Origin of the sequence: Saccharopolyspora montiporae (assembly GCF_015209505.1) — a bacterium.
In the GTDB taxonomy this organism is placed as follows: Bacteria; Actinomycetota; Actinomycetes; order Mycobacteriales; family Pseudonocardiaceae; genus Saccharopolyspora; species Saccharopolyspora montiporae.
On record NZ_JADEYC010000034.1, the window covers coordinates 17,183 to 37,316 of the forward strand.

At 70.8% G+C, this 20,134-nt stretch carries 22 protein-coding genes; 16 read left to right on the plus strand and 6 right to left on the minus strand.

The genetic code is table 11. The features are described from left to right. Positions 1 to 62 precede the first annotated feature (62 nt). From IQ251_RS17095 to IQ251_RS17130, 8 genes are all read left to right on the plus strand, one after another. On the plus strand, positions 63 to 1,484 hold the full coding sequence (locus IQ251_RS17095; RefSeq protein WP_154075312.1) for an MBL fold metallo-hydrolase: 1,422 nt from the start codon (positions 63 to 65) through the stop codon (positions 1,482 to 1,484). A gap of 58 nt (positions 1,485 to 1,542) precedes the next feature. After that, a complete protein-coding gene (locus IQ251_RS17100; RefSeq protein ID WP_075850070.1) occupies positions 1,543 to 2,145 on the plus strand; it encodes a rhodanese-like domain-containing protein in 603 nt (200 codons plus the stop codon). Between the two features lie 95 nt (positions 2,146 to 2,240). Next, positions 2,241 to 3,023, plus strand: a complete 783-nt coding sequence (locus IQ251_RS17105; RefSeq protein ID WP_075850069.1) for a sulfite exporter TauE/SafE family protein — start codon at positions 2,241 to 2,243, stop codon at positions 3,021 to 3,023. 289 nt (positions 3,024 to 3,312) lie between these two features. After that, positions 3,313 to 3,633 carry a rhodanese-like domain-containing protein gene (locus IQ251_RS17110; RefSeq protein ID WP_075850118.1) on the plus strand — a complete coding sequence of 107 codons (321 nt, stop codon included), beginning with the start codon at positions 3,313 to 3,315 and terminating at the stop codon, positions 3,631 to 3,633. A 4-nt stretch (positions 3,634 to 3,637) separates the two neighbouring features. After that, positions 3,638 to 5,035, plus strand: coding sequence for an MBL fold metallo-hydrolase (locus IQ251_RS17115; protein ID WP_075850068.1), 1,398 nt, complete (start codon positions 3,638 to 3,640; stop codon positions 5,033 to 5,035). Between the two features lie 176 nt (positions 5,036 to 5,211). Further along, positions 5,212 to 5,427 (plus strand): SHOCT domain-containing protein, encoded by a 216-nt coding sequence (locus IQ251_RS17120; RefSeq protein WP_075850067.1) that lies wholly within the window; start codon positions 5,212 to 5,214, stop codon positions 5,425 to 5,427. A 209-nt stretch (positions 5,428 to 5,636) separates the two neighbouring features. Beyond that, a complete protein-coding gene (locus IQ251_RS17125; protein WP_370591468.1) occupies positions 5,637 to 6,875 on the plus strand; it encodes a multicopper oxidase family protein in 1,239 nt (412 codons plus the stop codon). A 246-nt stretch (positions 6,876 to 7,121) separates the two neighbouring features. Continuing rightward, a complete protein-coding gene (locus IQ251_RS17130; protein ID WP_075850066.1) occupies positions 7,122 to 7,703 on the plus strand; it encodes a recombinase family protein in 582 nt (193 codons plus the stop codon). Positions 7,704 to 7,743: 40 nt separating this feature from the next. Here the strand turns inward: IQ251_RS17130 and IQ251_RS17135 are convergent, their stop codons facing one another. Further along, positions 7,744 to 8,718, minus strand: coding sequence for a tyrosine-type recombinase/integrase (locus tag IQ251_RS17135; protein WP_193929617.1), 975 nt, complete (start codon positions 8,716 to 8,718; stop codon positions 7,744 to 7,746). 744 nt (positions 8,719 to 9,462) lie between these two features. Here IQ251_RS17135 and IQ251_RS17140 point away from each other — a divergent pair. Both IQ251_RS17140 and IQ251_RS17145 read left to right on the plus strand, forming a co-directional pair. Continuing rightward, the gene (locus IQ251_RS17140; RefSeq protein ID WP_193929618.1) at positions 9,463 to 10,509 is read left to right on the plus strand and encodes a tyrosine-type recombinase/integrase; all 1,047 of its coding nucleotides are present in this window, start codon (positions 9,463 to 9,465) and stop codon (positions 10,507 to 10,509) included. Positions 10,510 to 10,655: 146 nt separating this feature from the next. Then, the gene (locus IQ251_RS17145; RefSeq protein ID WP_193929619.1) at positions 10,656 to 11,561 is read left to right on the plus strand and encodes an alpha/beta fold hydrolase; all 906 of its coding nucleotides are present in this window, start codon (positions 10,656 to 10,658) and stop codon (positions 11,559 to 11,561) included. On the opposite strand, the gene IQ251_RS20395 is transcribed toward IQ251_RS17145, so the two are convergent. Together IQ251_RS20395 and IQ251_RS17150 are read right to left on the minus strand one after the other, a co-directional pair. Then, positions 11,490 to 11,786 (minus strand): DUF6973 domain-containing protein, encoded by a 297-nt coding sequence (locus IQ251_RS20395; RefSeq protein ID WP_441007491.1) that lies wholly within the window; start codon positions 11,784 to 11,786, stop codon positions 11,490 to 11,492. The two genes, IQ251_RS17145 and IQ251_RS20395, sit on opposite strands and share 72 nt — an antisense overlap. Before the next feature lie 108 nt (positions 11,787 to 11,894). Then, positions 11,895 to 13,079, minus strand: coding sequence for an erythromycin esterase family protein (locus IQ251_RS17150; protein ID WP_193929620.1), 1,185 nt, complete (start codon positions 13,077 to 13,079; stop codon positions 11,895 to 11,897). Between the two features lie 160 nt (positions 13,080 to 13,239). On the opposite strand from IQ251_RS17150, the gene IQ251_RS17155 reads away from it, so the two are divergent. Continuing rightward, positions 13,240 to 14,025, plus strand: a complete 786-nt coding sequence (locus IQ251_RS17155; RefSeq protein ID WP_193929621.1) for a class I SAM-dependent methyltransferase — start codon at positions 13,240 to 13,242, stop codon at positions 14,023 to 14,025. 12 nt (positions 14,026 to 14,037) lie between these two features. On the opposite strand, the gene IQ251_RS17160 is transcribed toward IQ251_RS17155, so the two are convergent. Continuing rightward, positions 14,038 to 15,243, minus strand: coding sequence for a glycosyltransferase (locus tag IQ251_RS17160; protein ID WP_193929622.1), 1,206 nt, complete (start codon positions 15,241 to 15,243; stop codon positions 14,038 to 14,040). A gap of 112 nt (positions 15,244 to 15,355) precedes the next feature. Here IQ251_RS17160 and IQ251_RS17165 point away from each other — a divergent pair, with 112 nt between their 5' ends. Both IQ251_RS17165 and IQ251_RS17170 read left to right on the plus strand, forming a co-directional pair. After that, on the plus strand, positions 15,356 to 15,931 hold the full coding sequence (locus IQ251_RS17165) for a DinB family protein (RefSeq protein WP_370591473.1): 576 nt from the start codon (positions 15,356 to 15,358) through the stop codon (positions 15,929 to 15,931). Positions 15,932 to 16,078: 147 nt separating this feature from the next. Continuing rightward, positions 16,079 to 16,516 (plus strand): small multi-drug export protein, encoded by a 438-nt coding sequence (locus IQ251_RS17170; RefSeq protein WP_193929624.1) that lies wholly within the window; start codon positions 16,079 to 16,081, stop codon positions 16,514 to 16,516. 15 nt (positions 16,517 to 16,531) lie between these two features. Here IQ251_RS17170 and IQ251_RS17175 read toward each other — a convergent pair whose 3' ends face one another. After that, positions 16,532 to 17,476, minus strand: a complete 945-nt coding sequence (locus IQ251_RS17175) for a MerR family transcriptional regulator (protein WP_193929625.1) — start codon at positions 17,474 to 17,476, stop codon at positions 16,532 to 16,534. Positions 17,477 to 17,602: 126 nt separating this feature from the next. On the opposite strand from IQ251_RS17175, the gene IQ251_RS17180 reads away from it, so the two are divergent. Then, positions 17,603 to 18,409, plus strand: coding sequence for an SAM-dependent methyltransferase (locus IQ251_RS17180; protein WP_370591469.1), 807 nt, complete (start codon positions 17,603 to 17,605; stop codon positions 18,407 to 18,409). Positions 18,410 to 18,416: 7 nt separating this feature from the next. Here IQ251_RS17180 and IQ251_RS17185 read toward each other — a convergent pair whose 3' ends face one another. Next, positions 18,417 to 18,965, minus strand: coding sequence for an AAA family ATPase (locus IQ251_RS17185; protein ID WP_193929627.1), 549 nt, complete (start codon positions 18,963 to 18,965; stop codon positions 18,417 to 18,419). Between the two features lie 125 nt (positions 18,966 to 19,090). Here IQ251_RS17185 and IQ251_RS17190 point away from each other — a divergent pair, with 125 nt between their 5' ends. Further along, positions 19,091 to 19,672, plus strand: coding sequence for a TetR/AcrR family transcriptional regulator (locus IQ251_RS17190; protein WP_193929628.1), 582 nt, complete (start codon positions 19,091 to 19,093; stop codon positions 19,670 to 19,672). Positions 19,673 to 19,700: 28 nt separating this feature from the next. Then, the gene (locus IQ251_RS17195) at positions 19,701 to 20,015 is read left to right on the plus strand and encodes an antibiotic biosynthesis monooxygenase family protein (RefSeq protein WP_193929629.1); all 315 of its coding nucleotides are present in this window, start codon (positions 19,701 to 19,703) and stop codon (positions 20,013 to 20,015) included. Positions 20,016 to 20,134 lie beyond the last annotated feature (119 nt).

A 20,134-nucleotide genomic window follows, 5' to 3' on the forward strand; every position in this document is an offset into this window, starting at 1 on the left:
CGATGGCAGGCGAAACCGCGACGTGGATCGACTCCGTGTGACATCGAAGGAGGAACGCAACGATGACGGCAGTACGAGAACTCGACCATCAGCTTGCCGGCGATCTGGGTGTGGAGGTGATCGCCACCTCGTCGTTGGGCGATCGCAGTTACCTGGCGACCGATGGTGCGCTGGCGGTGGTGGTGGATCCGCAACGTGATGTGGATCGGTTCCTCGCCGCGGCCGGGCGCCTGGATGTGCGCATCGCGCTGGTGCTGGAGACGCACGTGCACAACGACTACGTCTCCGGCGGGCTAGAACTGGCCCGACTGACGGGCGCCGACTACGGCGTGGCCGCTGCGGACGAGGCGCCGTTCGCGCACACACCGCTGGCCGACGGTGACGTGGTCGAGGTGTCGGAACGGATGCGGGTGCGGGCGGTGGCCACACCGGGGCACACGTATCACCACCTGTCCTACGTCTTGGAGGGCGAGCAGGGCCCGGTGGGGGTGTTCACCGGGGGGTCGTTGCTGTTCGGCACCACCGGGCGCACCGATCTGCTGGGGGAGCAGCACAGCCACGAGTTGGCCCGGCACCAGCATGCCTCGACGCGCAAGCTGGTGGAGACCCTGCCGGACGGGGCGCAGATCTGGCCGACCCACGGGTTCGGCAGCTTCTGCTCGGCCAGCCAGGCTTCCGGCGACTCGGCCACCATCGGCGAGCAGAAGCAGGTCAACCCGGCGCTGACGTTGGCCGAGGGCGAGTTCGTCGAGCAGATGCTGTCCGGTCTGGATGCCTATCCCGCCTACTACGCCCACATGGGCGTGCACAACACCACCGGTCCCGAGCCGCTGGACCTGCGCATGCCTGCCCGGGCCACGCCGGACGAACTGCGGCGGCGCCTGCAGGCCGGTGAGTGGGTGGTGGACCTGCGCTCGCGGACTGCCTACGTGGCCTCGCACCTGGCGGGCACGGTCAGCCTGGGCCTGGACGGGCCGATGGCGACCTGGCTGGGCTGGATGATCGACTGGGGCGCACCGATCACTCTGCTCGGCGAGACACCCGAGCAGGTCGCCGACGCTCAGCGGGAACTGGCCCGCATCGGCATCGACACGTTCTCCGCGGCCGCATCAGGACGCCCGCGGGAGCTGGCCGCCGAGGTCGATCAGCTGCGCAGCACCACCACCGCCACCTTCCCCGACCTCGCCGCCGTCCGCGACGGCGGCGTCGACGGGTTCCCCGCAGCGGACGTGGTGCTGGACGTGCGCACCAACAACGAGTGGCGCTCCGCGCACATCGAGGGCTCCGTGCACATTCCGCTGTACGAGCTCAAGGACCGCGTCGACGAGGTCCCCACCGGGACGGTGTGGGTGCACTGCGGCAGCGGCTACCGCGCCACCGCAGCGGCCTCCCTGCTGGAGCACGCCGCTCGTGACGTCGTGCTCGTCGACGACTTCTTCGCCAACGCCGAGGACGCCGGCCTCGACCTGACCCCAGCCCGCTGAGACACGGCACCGAGAACCCGACTGACCACGCCACAGGACCAACAAGGAAGGGAGACCGATGTCTCGCACGACACCGGTGAGCATGGATACCCCGCAGGTGCGCAGCCTGCTGGAGAACAACCCGCGCACCCGGCTGATCGACGTGCGCACCCCCGGCGAGTTCGCCGCGACCCACATTCCCGGCTCCTACAACGTGCCGCTGGACCTGCTGCGCGAGCACCGCACCGAGCTCACCGCCGACCACGAGGATCCGATCGTGCTGGTGTGCGCCTCCGGCGTCCGTGCGGATCAAGCACGCAGCGTGCTGGAGTCTGCAGGACTGGACCAGCTCAGCGTCCTGTCCGGCGGGATCACCGGGTGGCAGCAGCACGACGCGCCCGTCAACCGCGGCTCGGGCACCTGGGGCATGGAACGCCAGGTGCGGCTCGCCGCCGGGCTGCTCGTGCTCACCGGCGTACTCGCCAGCACCGCCTACGAACCCTTGAAGTGGCTTGCCGGCTTCGTCGGCGGCGGTTTGACCGTCGCCGCGATCACCAACACCTGCGCCATGTCGCGCGTGTTGGGCCTGCTGCCGCACAACCGCACCCCGAACTTCGACGGGGCGAGCATGATTCAAGCCCTGACCAGCGGGCAGGCCCCAGCGGGTTCCCCGTCCCGCTGACCTGACCGCCCCGGGCGTGCCCGCCCTTCTCTTTCCCTCCCCCGGTGTGAGTTCCGAGGCGCGTCCGCGCGTTCTCGAGGAAGCAGGAGACGATGATGGTTCTGGCGGGTCTGTTCGGCGCGGTCATCGGGCTGGCCCTGGGGCTGCTGGGTGCCGGAGGGTCGATCCTGGCGGTGCCGGCGCTGGTCTACGGCGTCGGACAACCCCTGCAGATGGCGATTCCCACCTCGTTGGCCGTGGTCGCGGTCTCCTCGGTGGGTGGCATCGCCCCCCGCACACGGCGCGCCCACGTGCGGTGGCCGGTGGCCCTGGTCTTCGGTGCCGCCGGCATCCCGGCCGCCTTCGCCGGCACCGCTCTGGGACGGCTGGTTCCGCAGCGCTGGCTGCTGCTGGCCTTCGCCGCGCTCATGGTCGTGGTGGCCGTGCGCATGCTGCGCGGCGGGGAGAACCACGCCGGCGCCTGCCGCACCGGCGAAGGCGGCATCGACTGGCGCAGCTGCCTGCCCAAATCCCTGGGCGCCGGCGCCGGCGTCGGGGTGCTCACCGGCCTGTTCGGCGTCGGCGGCGGCTTCGTCATCGTCCCCGCGCTTGCCGCCCTGCTCGGGCTCGAGGCCCACGCGGCCGTGGCCACCTCACTGGTGATCGTGCTCATCAACTCCCTGGCCGGGCTGGCCGCCCACGCCACCACGGCAGCCTCGCTCGACTACACCCTCCTCGCCGTCTTCGCCGGCACCGCCCTGGTCATCTCCACACTCGCGGGCCGGCTGGCACCCCGCCTGCCGGCAGCCACCCTGCGCCGCTGGTTCGCCTACATCGTCCTCATCGTCGCCGCCGGTGTGGCCACGGCGGCCATCCTCAATCCCACCGCACTCGGATAAGTGCCGCGCAGTTCGTGCTCGTCACCAAGCCACCGCGGTAGCGCGCGCAGAAAACAACTCGAGTATTGACCCGTCCCCTGCGACTGCCGGGCGGCCCACCGTCTCCGGGGCCATGCCTGTGACCAGCGGCCCCCTTCTCCGGGGCTTGGGAACATCGGAAGGACAGGGTGTGTGCCTGCATGGGGGGAGCGGCTACCGGGTAACGGACGAGGAAGGGACCGGAATCGGTTCGTCCTTCCGGCATGTCGGTGTCGCCGACTTGCGGGATCGCTTCGGAAAGGGAGTGGCCATGGATCCCAAGGACCTGTACGGGCAACAAGATCGGATACAGCTGGTCGATGTTCGGGAGCCGCAGGAGTGGCAGGCCGGGCGGATTCCTGGCTCGCGGTGGATCCCGATGAACGAACTGCCCGGGCGGCTCGAGGAGGTGGATCAGCAGCAACCGGTTGTCACGGTGTGCCGCAGCGGCAGCCGGAGCGGCAAGATGGCCGAGTTCCTGACTGGGCACGGCTATCGCGCCGACAATCTCGACGGAGGCATTCAGGCCTGGTCCGAGCAGGATCTACCGGTGCGCACTCCCGACGATGAGCAGCCGGGAGAGGTGGCGTGAGACCATGCTGTTCCAGCAGTTCTACCTGCAGTCCCTGGGACACGCCTCCTACCTCATCGGGGATGAGAAGACCGGGCAGGCGCTGGTGTTCGACCCGCGCCGGGACGTGAACGTCTACACGGAAGCAGCACGCACTCATGGCATGCGCATCGCCTACACGGCCGATTCGCACGGCCACAACGACTACCTGTCCGGGCTGACCGAGCTCACCGAACGCACCGGTGCCCAGGTGTGGGGATCAGCAGCCGGCGAGTTCGGCTATTCCCACCAGCCGATCAGCGACGGGCAGGTCATCGAGATCGGCGACGTCGGGCTCGAAGTGCTGCACACCCCGGGGCACACACCGGAGCACATCAGCCTGCTGGTCTACGACCGTGCCATGAGCGCCGATCATCCGGCGCTGTTGCTCTCCGGTGGGGCCCTGCTGGTCGGAGACCTGGCTCGCCCGGACCTGCTCGGCGGTCAGGAGAAAGCACAGGAAGCCGCGCGGACGTTCTGCGCAACGATTCAGGACAAGCTGCTGGCCCTGCCCGACCACGTGCAGGTGTTTCCCACCCACGTGGCGGGCTCGCTGTGCGGAGGCAGCATCGGCAGCCGCCTCTCGACCACCCTGGGCTACGAGCGGCACTCGAACGCGATCCTATCCGAAGTGGACAACACTGAGGGCTTCGTCCGCGAATGCCTCCGACTAGACAACCTGCCTGCGGTACCGCCGTACTGGCTGCGCATGCGCAGCCGCAACATGACCGGTGTCCAGCCACTCGGAGTGCTGGCCGAGCCACCGGCCTTGACCGTCGCTGAGTTCGAACAACACCGCGAAACCGGCACGATCGTGTTGGACGCCCGTTCACCGGAAGCCTTCGGCGGAGGACACATCCCCGGTGCCCTCAACGTCGGTCTCGGCACGGCGTTTCCCACCTGGGCGGGCACGGTGCTACCCGCGGACGCGCAGGTGCTGCTGATCCTCGACCAACCAGGGGAGCTATGGGAGGCCACGTGGCAGTTGCTGCGGATCGGCTACCCACCTCCGCTGGGGTGGTTGCGCGGCGGCATGAGCGCCTGGCGTACGGCCGCCAAACCCCTTGAGGAAACTCCTCAGATCACCGTGCACGAGCTCAACGACGAACTCGCCCGCGGCGAGACCGAGCTGCTGGACGTGCGCCAACCCAGTGAGTGGGCTGGCGGACACGTGCCCGGCGCTGCCTACATCACCGGCGCCGAACTGCCCGAACGCCTCGACGAGGTCCCCGACGGCAAGCCGGTGGCGGTGACCTGCGGCAGCGGCTACCGCTCCTCGGTGGCCACCAGCCTGCTGCAACGCCACGGGCACACCGACGTGCGCAACGTCCTCGGCGGCATGACCGCCTGGAAACAGGCAGACCTGCCCACGCAGGCAGGCTGACGCGGTAACTCCGAGGGGCACTGTGGTGCGGGACCTGACGCCGGATCAGCTGGCCGTGGTCGGCTCCGACGGCACGGTCACCACCAGCATGAGTGGTTAAGCTCGGCATCGTCGAACGCCTGGCCGCCGCAAGCCCCGCTGGGTGACCCGGCACTCAGAGCAGTGAGGTGAGCACGATGATGGATGGCATGATGGGCTGGATGCTGGTCTGGCCACTGCTGGTGCTGGTCGGGCTCATCCTGCTCGGGTACGTGGCTTTCCGGCTTGTCCGGGGTGGGGCAACCGCTCCGCCGCGTTCGGTGCCGTCGGCGCGCCAGATCCTGGACGAGCGGTTCGCTCGTGGGGAGATCGACGAGCAGCAGTACCGCCAGATGCGAGACGAGCTGCAGTGAGTGGCCGACCAATCAGCCGGCGGCGCGCGATGGGTGTGGCCGCGGCGGGTGCCGCGAGTGTGGCAGGCGGCACCGCGGGATGGCTGTGGAGCGCAAACTCGGCCGGCGGCGGGTTCCGTCCGGCCGCCACCGCAGCGCCGCTGCGCGAACCACGCGTGCTCAGCAGCCGCGGCGGCAGGTTGCAGGTGGAGCTCGCTGCCGCCGCGGGCGTGGCGCTGGCCGGGCGCGACACCGAGGCGCTGGGCTACAACGGGAGCTCACCAGGACCGACACTGCGGGTCCGGCCGGGAGACGACCTCGCAGTCCGGCTGATCAACGGGCTCGCCGAGCCCACCAACCTGCACACCCACGGGCTTCGCGTTTCGCCGCAGGGCAACGGCGACAATCCATTCCTGCGGATCGAACCGGGAACCTCGTTCGACTACCTATTCCGTATCCCACGCGACCACCCGACCGGGACCTTCTGGTACCACCCGCACCGCCACGGGCTGGTCGCCGATCAGGTCTTCGGCGGGCTCGGCGGGGCGCTGCTGGTCGATGACGGCCCGGACCTGCCCGTCGAACAGGACCGCGTTCTGCTGGTCACGGACACGACGATGACCGTGGACGGCGTCGTTGCCCGCCCCGACCGGATGGAGCGGATGCAAGGCCGGGAGGGTGAACTGGTCCTGGTCAACGGGCAGCATCAACCCACCCTCGGCGCCGCGCCGGGGACCGCGCAGCGCTGGCGCGTGATCAACGGTTGCGCCTCCCGGGTACTGGCGCTGCGGCTGGCCGGACACGAACTCGACCTCGTCGCTCGGGACGGGGCGTTCCTGCCCGCCCCGGAAAGCCAGCAACGCGTCGTGCTCCCGCCCGGTAGCCGCGCCGACGTCCTGGTGCGTCCGACGACACCCGGGCGTTTCCCCCTTCTGTCCGAGCCAGTAGACCGCGGCGGCATGGGCATGGGCGGTATGGGCGGCGGTGTCCGCAGCGAACGGGTGCTGCTGGCCACTCTGATGGCCGGGGGCCCCGAGGCGAAGCCGGCCCCGCTGCCGCCAGCGCTGCCCGCCGAGCAACCGCGCGCCACGACGGACGGGAAACGGCGCGAGGTCGCGTTCACCATGGGAATGGGCACGGCAGGCATGAGCCTCGGAATCGACGGCCGCGCCTTCGACCCCGACCGCACCGACCAACTCGTTCGTTTCGGCACAGTCGAAGAGTGGACCGTGGTCAACACCACCCCGATGACCCACCCGTTCCACCTGCACGTATGGCCGTTCGTCGTGCTGGCCACCAGCGACAACGCCCCGCTATCCGGAACACCGCAAGACGTCGTGCTCGTGCCACCACAAGGCTGGGTACGCTTGCGAATTCCGTTCACCGCCTATCCCGGCCGCAGCGTCTTCCACTGCCACATCCTCGACCACGAAGACGCCGGCATGATGGCCACCATCCAGGTCCGCTGACGGGGGCCGGGTGACGATCACGCACGGCGCCAGCGCCTGACCCGACTTCCCGTCGACCGCATCCGCAAAAGCTCGACACTCTCACCAACCAGACGGCGCCCTTACCTTCTCGGAAGAGCACCGTCGCACAAACGAACGTTCACGAGACATTGCAAGCCGTCGAGTGTTTTCGCAGGTCGGGTCTGTAACGCAACCCGTGTCCGCGCCACCGTCACGCTGTCGGGCCTTCGCAATACGGTCCGGGCCATGCGGATCGGCTACGGACGAGTCTCCACCCGCGACCAGCACCCCGAAGCCCAGCACGACGTGCTGACTGCGGCAGGCTGCGACGAGGTCTTCGTCGACAAGGCCTCCGGCACGCTCGCGCGCCGACCGGAACTGGAGAAAGCGCTACTGGCGGCCAACCGCACCGGCGACCAGCTCGTGGTCACCAAGCTCGACCGACTCGGCCGGTCGCTGGAGCACCTCATCGAGCTGTCCAACCAGCTGCAAGCCAAGCACGTCGATCTGGTCGTGCTCAACCAGGGCATCGACACCTCCACCGCCATCGGCCGCATATTCTTCCAGATCCTCGGGTCCATCGCCGAGTTCGAGCACGCCCTGATGTCCGAACGCACCATCGACGGACTCTCGGCAGCACGGGCGCGGGGCCGCACCGGCGGACAGAAACCCAAGCTCGGCCCTCGGCAGGTCAAGCTGACCCGCCAGATGTACGACGAAACCGACGACGACGGCAAACGCCGCTACACCGTCGCCCAGATCGCCGCCGAGTTCGGCGTCACCCGCCCCACCATCTACCGCCACCTCGGCAGCAACGCAGACAGCTGATCCGCTAACGGAGGATCCTGTACCACTGCTACTCAGACCCCTACCGTCGGCTGTCGCCAGGCGCCAGCAGGCCGGTGACCTCGGCCAGGGCCTGATCGGAGGGCTTGAAGTAGCGGCGGAGGTTCTCCGGCTTCTTGTGCCGGGACTTCGCCATCAGCAGCAAAAGCGACGCACCGGCCTCACCGAGGTGAGTCAGCGCTGAGTGACGCAATTCGTGCAGGTCCCACCCGGTTCCCGGGCCCTGGGGCGCGGTGTGGGCATCGAGCAGGGCGCGGGCCTGGCCGTAGGACAGCCGCGCCAACTCGGTGTCCGGGCACATGTCGCGGGAGCCGAGAACCTTGCCGGGTCCAGGGCGGCGGTGGGTGAGGAACACCGGCCCGCGGGTGCGGCCCTTGAGTAGCCGTGGGAGCAGGCGGGCGGTGCCGGCGTCCCAATAGACGGTCTCCAGCACGACGTCCTCACGGGCCTGGCCCGGACGGCGGGACTTGGCCCGCGCCCCTTTGGCCTTCACCAGGGCGCGACGCCCCACGAGGTCGAGGTCCTCGATGTTGAGCCCGAGGATCTCCTCGGCACGAGCGGCGGTCTCATACAGCATCCGGTAGAGCGTCTTCTCCCGGATCGCGACCTCGCGGCGGGCCACCAGCCGGTCGATCGCCAACCGGGACCGCACCAGGGTCTCGGAGTCCGGAGCCGTCAGGCGCGTGCACCATCCCGGCACGGCCGGAGCCTCGTGGCGGTCCCGGCACCAGGACAGCCATGAACCCACCGCGGCCCGACGGGCGTTCCAGGTGCCCACGGCCGCACGGCCCCACAACGATTCCAAGGCCTCGCCGACGTCGTCGTCAGTCACCGTCGCAAGCGGCCGGTGCTCACCGAGCTTCTCGGCGGTCTTACCGACCGCGGTGGCGTAGCCGCGGATCGTGTTGGGGTTCGCCAGCGAATCGAGGAACAGCTCGGCCGCCCGGCCGACGGTCAACGCCGAGGGGTTCGTCGGCAGCGCGACGACGGTGGGCACCCGGGTTCTCCCTTGCCACAGATAACAGGGTCGCTTCGCGCGCCGTCGCGAGTGCGTTCCCGCAGGACGTGATCAGCGATGCCGCAGATAATAGAGCGTTATCTGTGGGATGACTTCGAGCGCCACCGGCGGCCGAAAGCTCGTCAGCCGACCACCAGGACCGACGACGGCTTAGCGCTGTTCGCCGTTCCGATGTTCCTCAAGCCCCGATCGCGCCGGGATCGTGCACGTTCATGGCCGCTTCGTTGTCGGTCAAGGACTGACCGCCGGTCGCGGCCTGCACCGGCAACAACGCTGCGACTGCGAGCAGCGCCACCCGGAACGGCGCCCGGCCTCGCTTCCGTGCTCGTAGCCGAGGTCCCTGTCGTTGCGCTGCGCGGTAGCGAGCGCGCGCCCAAGGGGAGTGGTCGCGGCGGAGGCGGGTGCGTGCGCGGGTGAGCTCTTTCCCGGAGGTGCGCTGCTTTCCCACGCTGTGCATCAACTGGAGGGGCCGGGCCGGCGTTGTGCGCGGCCGAGCACCGGTCGTGCTCGGCGATCAGGGGGCGTGCGGCTTCTCCTCACCAGTCAGGGTCTCCGCTCATGGCGCTGCGTGCCGAGCGTCGGGTTGTCCGGACCCAGCGGTCGCACACCAATGTGTTGATCCAAAACATAACGTTTTCAACCAAACGAAACGGAACGTCGCCGCGGGAAAATCGCCGCCCGATTGGCGCGCATAATCGCGCTTATGTGCGGTAAGCTGGCTGAGTGGACATCGACGCGCCAGCCGAGCAGGGGACCGCCGCCCGCCTCGCGCCAACGGAATTGCTGCTGGCGGAGCAGACCCGCACGGGCCACACCGTGCGGGCACTGATCGCCTCCTGGCTGGGTTCGTTCACCGACTCCCGCGATACGCGCACCGCCTACGCCCGCGATCTGCACGAGTACGTGGCCTGGTGCGCCGCGCGCGATCTGGACCCGCTGGCGGTGCGCCTGCCCGAGGTGCAGATGTATGCGGCGGAACTGGCTCGGGCGCGCAATCCGCGCACCGGTCGCGCGTTCGCCGCCACCACCCGGGCGCGCAAGCTGGCTGCGGTCTCCAGCTTCTACACCTACCTGGTGCGCGCCGGCACCATCGATGCGAACCCGGCACGGGACGCGGCTCGCCCGCGCTACGACCGCGGGCACTCACCGACCACGAGCGTCTCGGCCGGACAGGCCTCGGCCATGCTCGGGTCCAGTCGTGACTACCGGCATCGCACGCTCGGCCCGGAAGCGGTCGCGCTCGTCATGGTCCTGCTCGTCGATCTCGGGGTGCGGGTGTCCGAATTGTGCGCGGCCGATCTGGCCGATCTGGCCCAGCGCGACGGACTGCACGTGCTCACGGTGCGGATGAAGGGCGGCAAGGTCCGCACCCGCCCGGTTCCCGAGCCGGTGCGCCCGGTGCTGGAGGCCTACCTGGCGGCGCGGCCCGCGGCTGCCGACGAGCGGGCGCTGCTGGTGACCCGGCAGGGTGTGCGTATCAACCGGCACCAGGTTCACCGCCTCGTGCAGAACGTCGCCGCACGGGCCGGAGTCGCGATGCCGCAGCGCATCACGCCGCACTCGATGCGCCACGCGTTCAACACGATCGCGCGGGAGCACGGCGCCGCTCTGGAGGACCGCCGGGACGCGCTGGGCCACTCGTCGGCGGCGATCACCCAGCTCTACGACCACGTGGCCCTGTCGCTGACCCGGGATCCCGCCCATCTGGTGGCCGGTGCCACGAGCGCCGAGCAGACCGAAGAGCACGACGATCGATCACACGACGCATAAATGTCACGGTGACGATATCGAGGGTGTGGGGATCGAGGCGGTGCGCCGGGTGTTCCTCCCCGGGCGAACCGCGACGCCCGGTCTGCGCGGGTGATCCCGGCGTATCGTCGAGCCCGGGAGCAGCAGGGGCGAACCGGGGCGGGTGCATGACACAAGAATGGGCCGACGGGATCGAACCGGCGATGCTGGCGCTGGGTGAGGTCGCGCTCGTCGACCGCGGCAGTGGGCCCGCGCTGTTGCTGCTGCACGGCAACGGCCGCACGTGGCAGGACTGGCTCCCGCAGTTGCAGACCCTGCCCGACCGGTTCCGCTGCATCGCCTACGACCAGCGCGGTTTCGGAGAGTCCACGCTCAACGAGGATCTGCTTTCGCTGGTGCAACTGGCCGACGACGCCGCCGGGGTCCTGCACCGGCTCGGCATCGAACACGCCTATGTGGCCGGGATTTCGATGGGAGCCCAGGTGGCGCAGATCCTGGCGCAGCGCTACCCGCACCGCGTCGACGGCATCGTGCTCGGCGGGTCGCCGTACCTGCCCGCCGACGCTGAGCTGCCGCAGGGCCAGGAGGTGATCGCCGACCTCGGGTCCATGGACGACGAGCAGCTGCGCGCCTACGCCGAGGCCTCCATCGGGCGGCTCAAGCAGGGCGGCACAACATCGCAGGAGAGCACGCAGACCGAGCGGGACGCGGTGTTCGAGCAGTTCCGCGAGATGCGCGACGATCCGGCCGTGGCGCGGCTGTCCCGACGCCGGATGTGCCCGGAAGACCTCCGGCGCCTGCAGGATTACGAACACCTCGACGTGCCCACCCTGCTCGTGCATGGGGAGGCCGACATGCTGCCCGTGGACGGGGCGGTGCAGATGAGTCGCCGCATCCCGGGTGCCCAGCTGGCCGTGCTTCCCGGCGGCGGACACATCGCCAACGGGGAACCGACAGCGGCGTTGTTCGACCAGGCGGTGGTGGAGTTCATCGCGACCCGGTCATCGGCCGGGTTCTCGCGAAGCTCCTGTGAGCCGCGCAGTAGCGGGGACGCGCAGGCACAGCACCCGTAGTTCGTGCCGGACCGGGTCGGCCGGAGGTCTGAGCCAGTTGCGAGCGGCCATCGTTGGCCGCAGCCAACGCCATCGATGGTGCCGCGGCTTCATTGGAGGCACCGCGCCGCGGCCGACCGCGGTGTTGTGCAGATCCATGGCCCGCTCGCCAGGCCGGTTGGGGTCGTTGTTCTCGGGTAGGTCACCGACTTCTGTGGCCTGGTCCGCGCCGATGTGCACGGCCATGGATTGTGTGCAACTCGCTGATCACGATCAGCATCGGTGCGGTCTTCGTGGTCACCGGGATCTGCGCCGCCACCGCGACGTGCTGTCCCTGCGGTGAAACCGCTCTGGCTAGTCGGCGGCGCCGTGTGCCGGGGTGATGGTGCCGACGTGGGCGACGGCGTCGTAGGCCTGCTGCGGCTCGATGTGCACGAGCAGGCTCTGCTGCGGGGTTTGGGCGCGGGTGGCGGTGATCCCGGCGAGCGCGTGCGGTGGAGTGCGGCGTAGATCGACCAGCTGCAGCGGGTGTCCGGTGGTGTCCAGGGCCGCTTCGAGGGTGTGCGGTTGCGGGGGCGGCGCTGCGGTGCCGGTGCGGGGGAACCGCTCGGCGGCAGTGGCGTCGAGGTCGAGATCGGGGATCGCGCCGCGGGTGTGCGTACCGCCGATCACCACGAGGTCCTCGCCGAGCTCGTCGGCCAGCAGCATGCCGATGGTGGCGGTGCCGTCGAAGGACGGGCTGCGCTGCAGGTGCATGGTGTGTGCGCTGACCACGATCCGCTGGTGGTGGTCGAGCAGCATGCGCAGGTTCTCGGCCATGACCTCGTTGCGCAGGTTGCGCCCCGGGCCGGGATAGAGCCCGCCGTCGAGGAATTCGACCAGGCGCAGTGCGCTGCGGGCGCACTGCCGGGCGAGGTCGTCGCCGCACGCCTCGGCCCGGTCGACCAGCTGCCCGATGCGGGCGGCCAACCCGGGCGGTGCAGCCGGTGTGCCGGCCGCGTCGACGGCGGGAGCACCGGGCGCTGCGCCGAGCTCGGCGGCCGCGAGCAGCTGCTGATCACCGGGGCGCGGGTCCAGCCGAGCCAGGCAGGCGGCCACGCCCGGGCCGGGGTTGGCGCACCAGCCCGGCACGTCCATCCCGGCAAAGCTCACCGGCTGCGCGGCCGTCGCGTTGTGCTCGCGCAGCCAGCGCAGCTGGGTGTGCATCTCGGTGCAGCGCCCCATGGCGTAGGTGATGCCGTGCCGGGCGACGGTGGGCAGCCGGCCGGGCCCGCCGTGCACCCACCGGTCGACGAGCATCCCTTCGGGCAGACCGGATTCCAGCACGAACGCGGAGAACCCCTGTTCGCGTACCAGGAACCGCGTCAGCCGGTCCTGCAGCCTGCCGAACTGTGTAGTGAAGTGCGCGCTTTCGCCCACCAGCACCACCCGCGCATCGCCGACGATCTCGCGCAGCACGTCGAGATCGGAGTCGTCGTCGGCGTCGGGATCCAGGCTGTGCAGGGGAGTCGCGTGCTCGGCGAGCGCCGTGGTGTCCATGAACCGCCTTCCTCCCGATCCCCCGGGTGCCGATGCCCGGGCCCGCCCGAGTGTGCCAGCGCGCTGCGGAAATCCGACGTTCGAGTGGTGCCCGGCGGGCTGGGCCCGGCACCGGGGGTGTGCTGGCTACGCTCGCCGCCGAACGGCGGCATTTGCGGGGGTGCCTGTGGCGGGATACGTCTTCGGCGAGGCGGAATTGATCACCGAGCAGCAGGCGTGCATGCAGGCGTGCCTGGATCCGATCACCATCGAGCACCTGGCAGCGCTCGACGTCGGGCCGGGCTGGTCGTGCCTGGAGGTCGGGGCCGGGGGTGGCTCGATCGCCCGGTGGTTGGGCCGGCAGGTCGGGCCGGGCGGGCACGTGCTGGCCACCGACCTCGACACCGGGCGCACCGATCCCGGCCCGGACGGTCCGGTGCAGGTGCGCTGGCACGACATCACCACCGACGTGCTGCCCGAGGCGGCGTTCGACCTGGTGCACGCCCGGTTGGTGCTGCTGCACCTGCCGCAGCGGCTGCGGGCGTTGGCGGCGATGGTGCGCGCGGTCAAACCCGGCGGGTGGCTGCTGCTCGACGAGTTCGACTGCACGTGGATGCCGGTGTTGGCCGGGCACGGCCAGGCGGTGTTCGCGCGGTTCCACGCGGCGCTGTGCGCGGTGCTGACCGAGGCGGGTGCCGATATCGCGTGGGGAAGCCACGCCTACGCGGCCCTGGCCGAGCAGGGGATGGACCGGATGGGGGCGGCCGCGCGGGCGCAGGCGTGGCCGGGTGGATCCACCGGCAGCAGGTGGTTGCAGGTCAACATTGCCCAGCTGGGGGGTCGTCTCGTCGCCACCGGGCTGGTGTCCGCCGGTGATCTGGCCGAGTTGCGGGAGCTGCTCGACGATCCGGGGTTCGTGGTGAGTTCCTACCTGGTGGTGTCCACCTGGGGCCGGCGCCCGGGGTGATCCCGGCCGCGGTCACGGGACGAGGGCGTCCAGGTCGGCCACGGCGGCGGAGAACTCGGGCAGGGCCAGCATGTCGCGCTGCACCTGGCGGGCCTGGCGGCGGTAGGTGGGGTCGGTGAGCACCGCGGAGACGGCCTGGTGCAGCGACCGGTGGGTGACGTCCTCGACGTCGAGGCGCCGGCCTGCACCGAGTTCGGCGATGCGGGTGGCGTTGGCGGGTTGTTCGGCGAACATCGGCAGCGCCACCATCGGCACCCCGTTGCCCAATGCCTCGCGGACGCCGCTGAATCCGGCGTGGGTGAGGAACACCTCGCACAGCCCCAGCAGCTGCTGCTGCGGCGCGAACGAGGTCAGGTGCACGTTGTCGGGCCGGGCGCCGCGCCAGGCCCGGGTGTCGGTGTCGCGACCCAGCGCCACGATAGCGGTCACGGGGAGTTCGCCGAGCACCTCGACGATGGTGTCCAGCAGGCTGCGCTGCTGCTCGTGCAGCCGCCCCGCGTTGGAGCCGAGCGTGGCCAGCACCCACGGGCGGTCGGTGGGCAGTGCGGCCAGGGCCGGATCCAGCTGCCCTGGCGGTGGTGGCGCCGGCGGCCGGTAGTAGCGGGTGGAGACGGTGCGCGCGTGCGGCGGGTAGAAGCATTCCGGGACGATGCCGATGCGGCGGTGCCGGAACGGGTGCAACGCGTCGGTGACCGGGTCGAGGTCGAGAGCGGCGCGCTGGGTGTTGATCTGGTCGAGCGTGGCGGGGTGCTCGTCGAACGGGCCCAGGGGGGCGATGTCGAGCACGGCGTTGGGCACGCCGAGGTGTTCGGCGGCGTAGTAGCTGCCGTAGTCGGTGCTTTCGCCGACGACGAGGTCGGGTTTCCAGTCGCGCAGCGCCTCGATCGCCTCTCCGGCGAAGACTCCGGCCAGCGGGCCGACGAACATGCCGGTGAAGTGTGCGGGGGAGGTGTGGATGGTGCGGGTGCCGAAGTCGTTCATCGCCGGCAGCTCCAGGCCGAGCCGCTGGGCGGTCTGCGGCTGCTGCGCGAGCTCGGCGGGCCCGAGCGCGCCGGGCAGCACGAGCGGGCGCAGGCCGGCGCGGCGCACCTCGTCGGCCAGGGCCGGCGAGGTCAGCACCACCACCTCGTGCCCGGTCGCGGCGGCTTCGGCCGCGGCGGGCACGACCACCGGCACCAGGTGCGAATAGATGGGTTGGCTGCTGAAGGCGATGCGCACCGTGTCTCCTGGACTGCCGGGGAGCGGGTCGCCGCGGGATGCGGGCGCGGCGCGGCCGTTGATGCTACGTCGGCCCGGATGTCGGGCGCGGGTTGGCATGCTGGGGGTCGTGATCGAGCTCAAGAGTGATCTGCACCGGTGTCTGCAGCAGGCGCGGGAGGTGGTCGTGGGCAAGCTTTGCGGGCTCGGCGAGTACGACGTGCGCCGTCCGCTGACGACCACCGGCACGAACCTGCTGGGGTTGGTCAAGCACCTCACCGGGTGCGAGGCCGGGTATTTCGGGGAGGTCTTCGGACGGCCGTTCGACGAGAAGCTGCCGTGGCTGCAGCAGGAGGACGATCCCGTCGTGGATATGTGGGCCACGTCCGCGGAGTCGCGGTCGGAGATCGTCGAGCGCTACCACCGGGTCTGCGCCCACGCGGATGCCACGATCGCGGCGCTGGATCTCACCGCGGTGGGCGCGGCTGCGTGGCCGTCCGGCCCGGTGACGTTGCACCGGGTGCTGGTGCACATGACCGCCGAGACGCACCGGCACGCCGGGCATGCCGACATCGTGCGCGAGCTCGTGGACGGGGCGGCCGGGATGCGGGCCGGGGTACCGAACCTGCCCGAGCGGGATGCCGGGTGGTGGCACCAGCATCGCCACCGCGTGGAGCAGGCCGCCCGCCGCGCGGCCGAGGGCGGGTAGTGCGGACGTGCCCGAACTGGTCTCGGGGCCGCACCCGCCCCGGTAGCATCGGGCATTCCGGTCGAATCCAGCACGGTGGGTGTAGCCGTGCCCGGCGGACCGGGACATGTCAGCGGCTGCCTGCGGCGGCCCGTTCGGGAGGCGTGCGTGACCGACTTGGTGGCCCATCTCGCAGTGTTCGTGGGCGCGGCCGTGCCGTGGTTCGAGCTGTTCGCCATCGCCCCGGGCATCGGGTTCGGGTTGGCGCCGGTGACCGTCGGGCTGGTCGCGTTCACCGCCAACAGCCTGGTGACCCTGGCCACGATCGTCGGCTGGCAGCGGCTGGTGTCCTGGTGGCAACGCCGCCGCGGCAGCATCCCCGGCGCCGCCGGTACCGGCAGGGCCAGGCGCGCGTTCGACCGCTACGGCGTACCGGGTCTGGCGCTGCAGGGCCCGGTCCTGTCCGGCATGTATTTCGCCGCGATCCTGGCGCTGAGCCTGGGTGCTCCGCGGCGCACCGTGGTGGTGTGGAGCCTGGTCAGCAATGCACTGTGGACGGTGGCGCTGGTTGCGGCCACCGTGGCGGGTCTGGGTGTGCTGACCTGACCCGCCACGGTGGCACTACCGCAGGCCGGCGCGCGGGGCCGCGGTGAGCCATTCGGCGCAGGCGGACAACTCGGTGTCCGGTCGCGGCCCGTCGTTGATCACCGCCAGCAGGTCCCAGTAGCGCTCGTAGCGGCGGTCGGTGGAGGCGTCCATGAGGTCGGCCAGCCACTGCCGGAAGGCGGGTGTGTCGGTGGATCCGGTGTGTTCGGCGTAGGCGGCGGCCAGCTCGTCGACGACCGGCGCGGCCTGCGGCGAGTCCGGCGCCACCCCGGTCTGCCGGGCCTCGGACACGCGCCGGTGCAGCAGGCCGGCCATGTCCTGGTGGCCCTGCGCGCTGGGTTCGCCGACTTCGGCCACCGCCCGGGCCTGGGCTTGCGCTGCGCTGCGCAGCGCGCTGCGGAAGTCCGGGTCGCTGACGAGTTCGGCCAGTTCGATCCAGGCGTCGAGCTGGCGTTGGCTGGGCTGTTCGGGCAGTTCGGGCATGGCGGCGCGCATCAGGGGCAGGAACTGCTCGCCGAGGTCGAGGTCGGCGAAGGTGTCGTCGATGAAGTCGTGGATGAGGCGCTTGCGTTCGGTGTCGGACAGCGCGGCGAGCTTGTGCATGAGTGCGATCTCCTCGGTGGTGGTCCCGGCCCGGTGTGCGACGGCCCGCAGCACGCTGCGCTGCAGCTGCAGCGCGCGGATGCGGATGTCGAGGGCGCGGGCGTGGGTGCGGGCGACGTCGTCGAGCGCGAGGTCGCGGTCGGCGAGCCGCCGGATGGTGGCCAGGTCCAGGTCCAGGTCCCGCAGGGTGCGCACGAATCCGAGCCGCACCAGGGCGGCCTGGTCGTAGAGCCGGTATCCGGCTGCGGTGCGCCCGGCCGGCGGCACGAGTCCTTGGTCGGACCAGTAGCGGATCGTCTTGACGGGCAGTCCCGTCGTGCGGGCCAGCTGGCCGATGGTGAACAGGTCGCCGGTCATAGCCGCCACTGTGCCGCTTCCCGCCGCTGGAGGGTCAACGCCGCCCGCGCCACGTCCGGTTGAGGCCGGTCTGACCGAGCGGGCATGATCATCGCGTCGGTGACCGGCAAGCGGGGAGGAGCTGCCGTGAGCGAGGAGTACGCACAGCTGTCCGGGGTGGATGTGGACAAACCCAACATCGCGCGGATGTACGACTATTTCCTGGGCGGTTCGGCGCATTTCGCGGTGGACCGCCAGGCCGCCGAGGACCTGCTGCAGGCGTTCCCGGGCAACACGGCCTGGGCGCACATCAACCGGGCGTTCCTGGGCCGTGCGGTGCGGGAACTGACCGCGCGCGGAGTGGACCAGTTCCTGGACCTAGGCTCGGGCATCCCGACCAAGGGCAACGTGCACGAGATCGCCCAGTCGGTCAATCCGGCCGCGCGGGTGGCCTATGTCGATGTGGAGCCGGTGGCGGCCCACCACGCGCGCCAGCTGCTGCGGGGCGATTCGGCCTCGACGGTGACCCAGGCCGATGTGCGGGATCCGCAGCAGGTGTTGGCCGCGCCGGGGGTGGGCGAGCTGCTGGATTTCGACCGTCCGGTGGCGGTGCTGGCGGTGGCGATCCTGGACATCATCGAGGTGGCGGATCCGGCCGCGCTGGTGGCGTCCTATCGGGACGCGTGCGCGCCCGGGAGTGCCTTCGTGCTCTCGCATTCGGCGCAGCTGCAGGCCAGCGACACCGAGTGGTCGGGGGCGCGGGAGGTGTTCGCCGCGACCACGACCCCGCATGTGCAGACCCGCAGCCGCGTGGAGATCGCTGGGCTGTTGGCGGGCTACGAGGTGCTGGAGCCGGGTGTGGTGCCCAGCGCGTTGTGGCGGCCCGACCGGGAGGTCTCCGAGCAGGAAGCCGCGCGCAGCAACGGATACGCGGCGGTGGGCGTGCTGGGCTGACCGCGGTTCAGGTGTGGAGCCCGGCGGTGGTCCGGGCCAGGTGCGCGCGGGTGGGCACGTCGGCGCGGGGCAGTTCGACGAGCTCGTAGCCGAGGTCGGTGTAGGCGGCGGCGAGGTGCGCGCGGGTGCGGGCGGATTCCTCGGCGGTCTGGAGGCGCTGGTGGTCCTGCCGGTAGATCTCGGGCCAGTCCGGGGTGATGAGCACGCGACGGTGGTAGGTGAATCGGCGGGCGGCTTCGGTGAGGTGCGCGGGTACGGGCAGTCCGCTCAGCCGCAGGTAGCCGATGATGTCGGGAATGCCGCGGTCGAAGAACGTGGTGGTGGCGCTGCGGCGGGCGTCGTGGTGCGAGCGCAGGTCGTGGGCGAGCATGAGCTCGGCGTAGCGCTCGCGGTCGCGCCAGGGGAGTGCGGGCCCGTCCAGCAGGTGCTGGTCGTCGATGATGGCCCGGCCGGCTTCGGGCTGTACCGGGTAGTGGGCGGCCAGGGCGTGCAGCAGGGTGGTCTTGCCGGTTCCCGGTCCTCCGGTGATCACGACGAGGCGGGGTTCGGTGTGCATCGGGTTCTCCCGTGTGCGGGTCTCGGGTGCGGGGCGGGCCGGCACATGTCCGGCGGGTTGGCGACGCAGTGTCGCCATCATGTATGTTGGCGACACTGCGTCGCCAAACGATCGGAGGGAGCGCCATGCCCAAGATCGAGGCCGACACCGTGGCCGAACACCGGGCCCACCGCGAACAGGCCCTCCTCGACGCAGCCCGCGGGCTGCTGCTGACCGAGGGACCCGCCGCGGTGACCCCGTCGAAGGTGGCCGCCGCGGTCGGTCTGGCGCGCAGCAGCGTCTACAAGTACTTCGCCTCCGGGCCGCAGCTGCTGGCCCGGCTCGTCGACGACGACTTCACCGCCTGGAGCGAGGAGGTCGACGCCGCAGTGCGCGCGGCCGGGGACGATCCCGACGCGCGACTGCACGCCTACGCGCGCAGCACCCTGCAGCTGGCCGCGGCCGGCTCGCACCGGGTGGCCACCGCCCTGGCCGGGGTGACCCTCGACGATCAGCTGCGCGCGCGGATCGGGCAGCTGCACACCCGGCTGACCGATCCGCTGCACACCGCACTCGTCGACCGGGGCGAACACGATCCGGACACGGTCGCGGCCCTGGTGCAGGCGGCGGTGGATGCGGCGGTGCGGCTCGTCGACGCCGGGCAGCCGGTGGATCCGGTGGTGGAGCGGACGCTGCGTTTCCTGGACGGAGCGCTCAGCCAAGGGTGAGCGCGCACGAGCGCGGAAGGATCCGACCGTGATCATCATCAACAACGAACTGTGGGTGGCCGAGCAGTACCGCGAGCAGTTCGAGCAGACCTTCGCCGAGAGCATGCACCAGACGCTGCGCGGCGTGCCGGGTCTGCGCCGGGCCACGCTGCTGGCCCCGCGCGAAGAGGGCCGCGGCTACCTGGCGACCTTGGAGTTCGACGACCAGCCCTCCTACGAGGCCTACCTGCAGTCCGACGCGTTCCGCGCGGCCCACCCGTGGCCGGGCCGGGTGCCGCTGGAGGGCAACGCGCTGGCGACCTACGAGGTGCACACCGAGATGGTCGACCCCGACCAGCACTGAAACCCCGCCGCTCGGCGGGATTCCCGCGGTGGTGCCCCCGGCAGCAGGGGGCACCACCCGGGGGCTGCGCGGTCGCTGATCACGTCCTGCGGGAATGCCCGACGCGCGGGCCAGCAGCT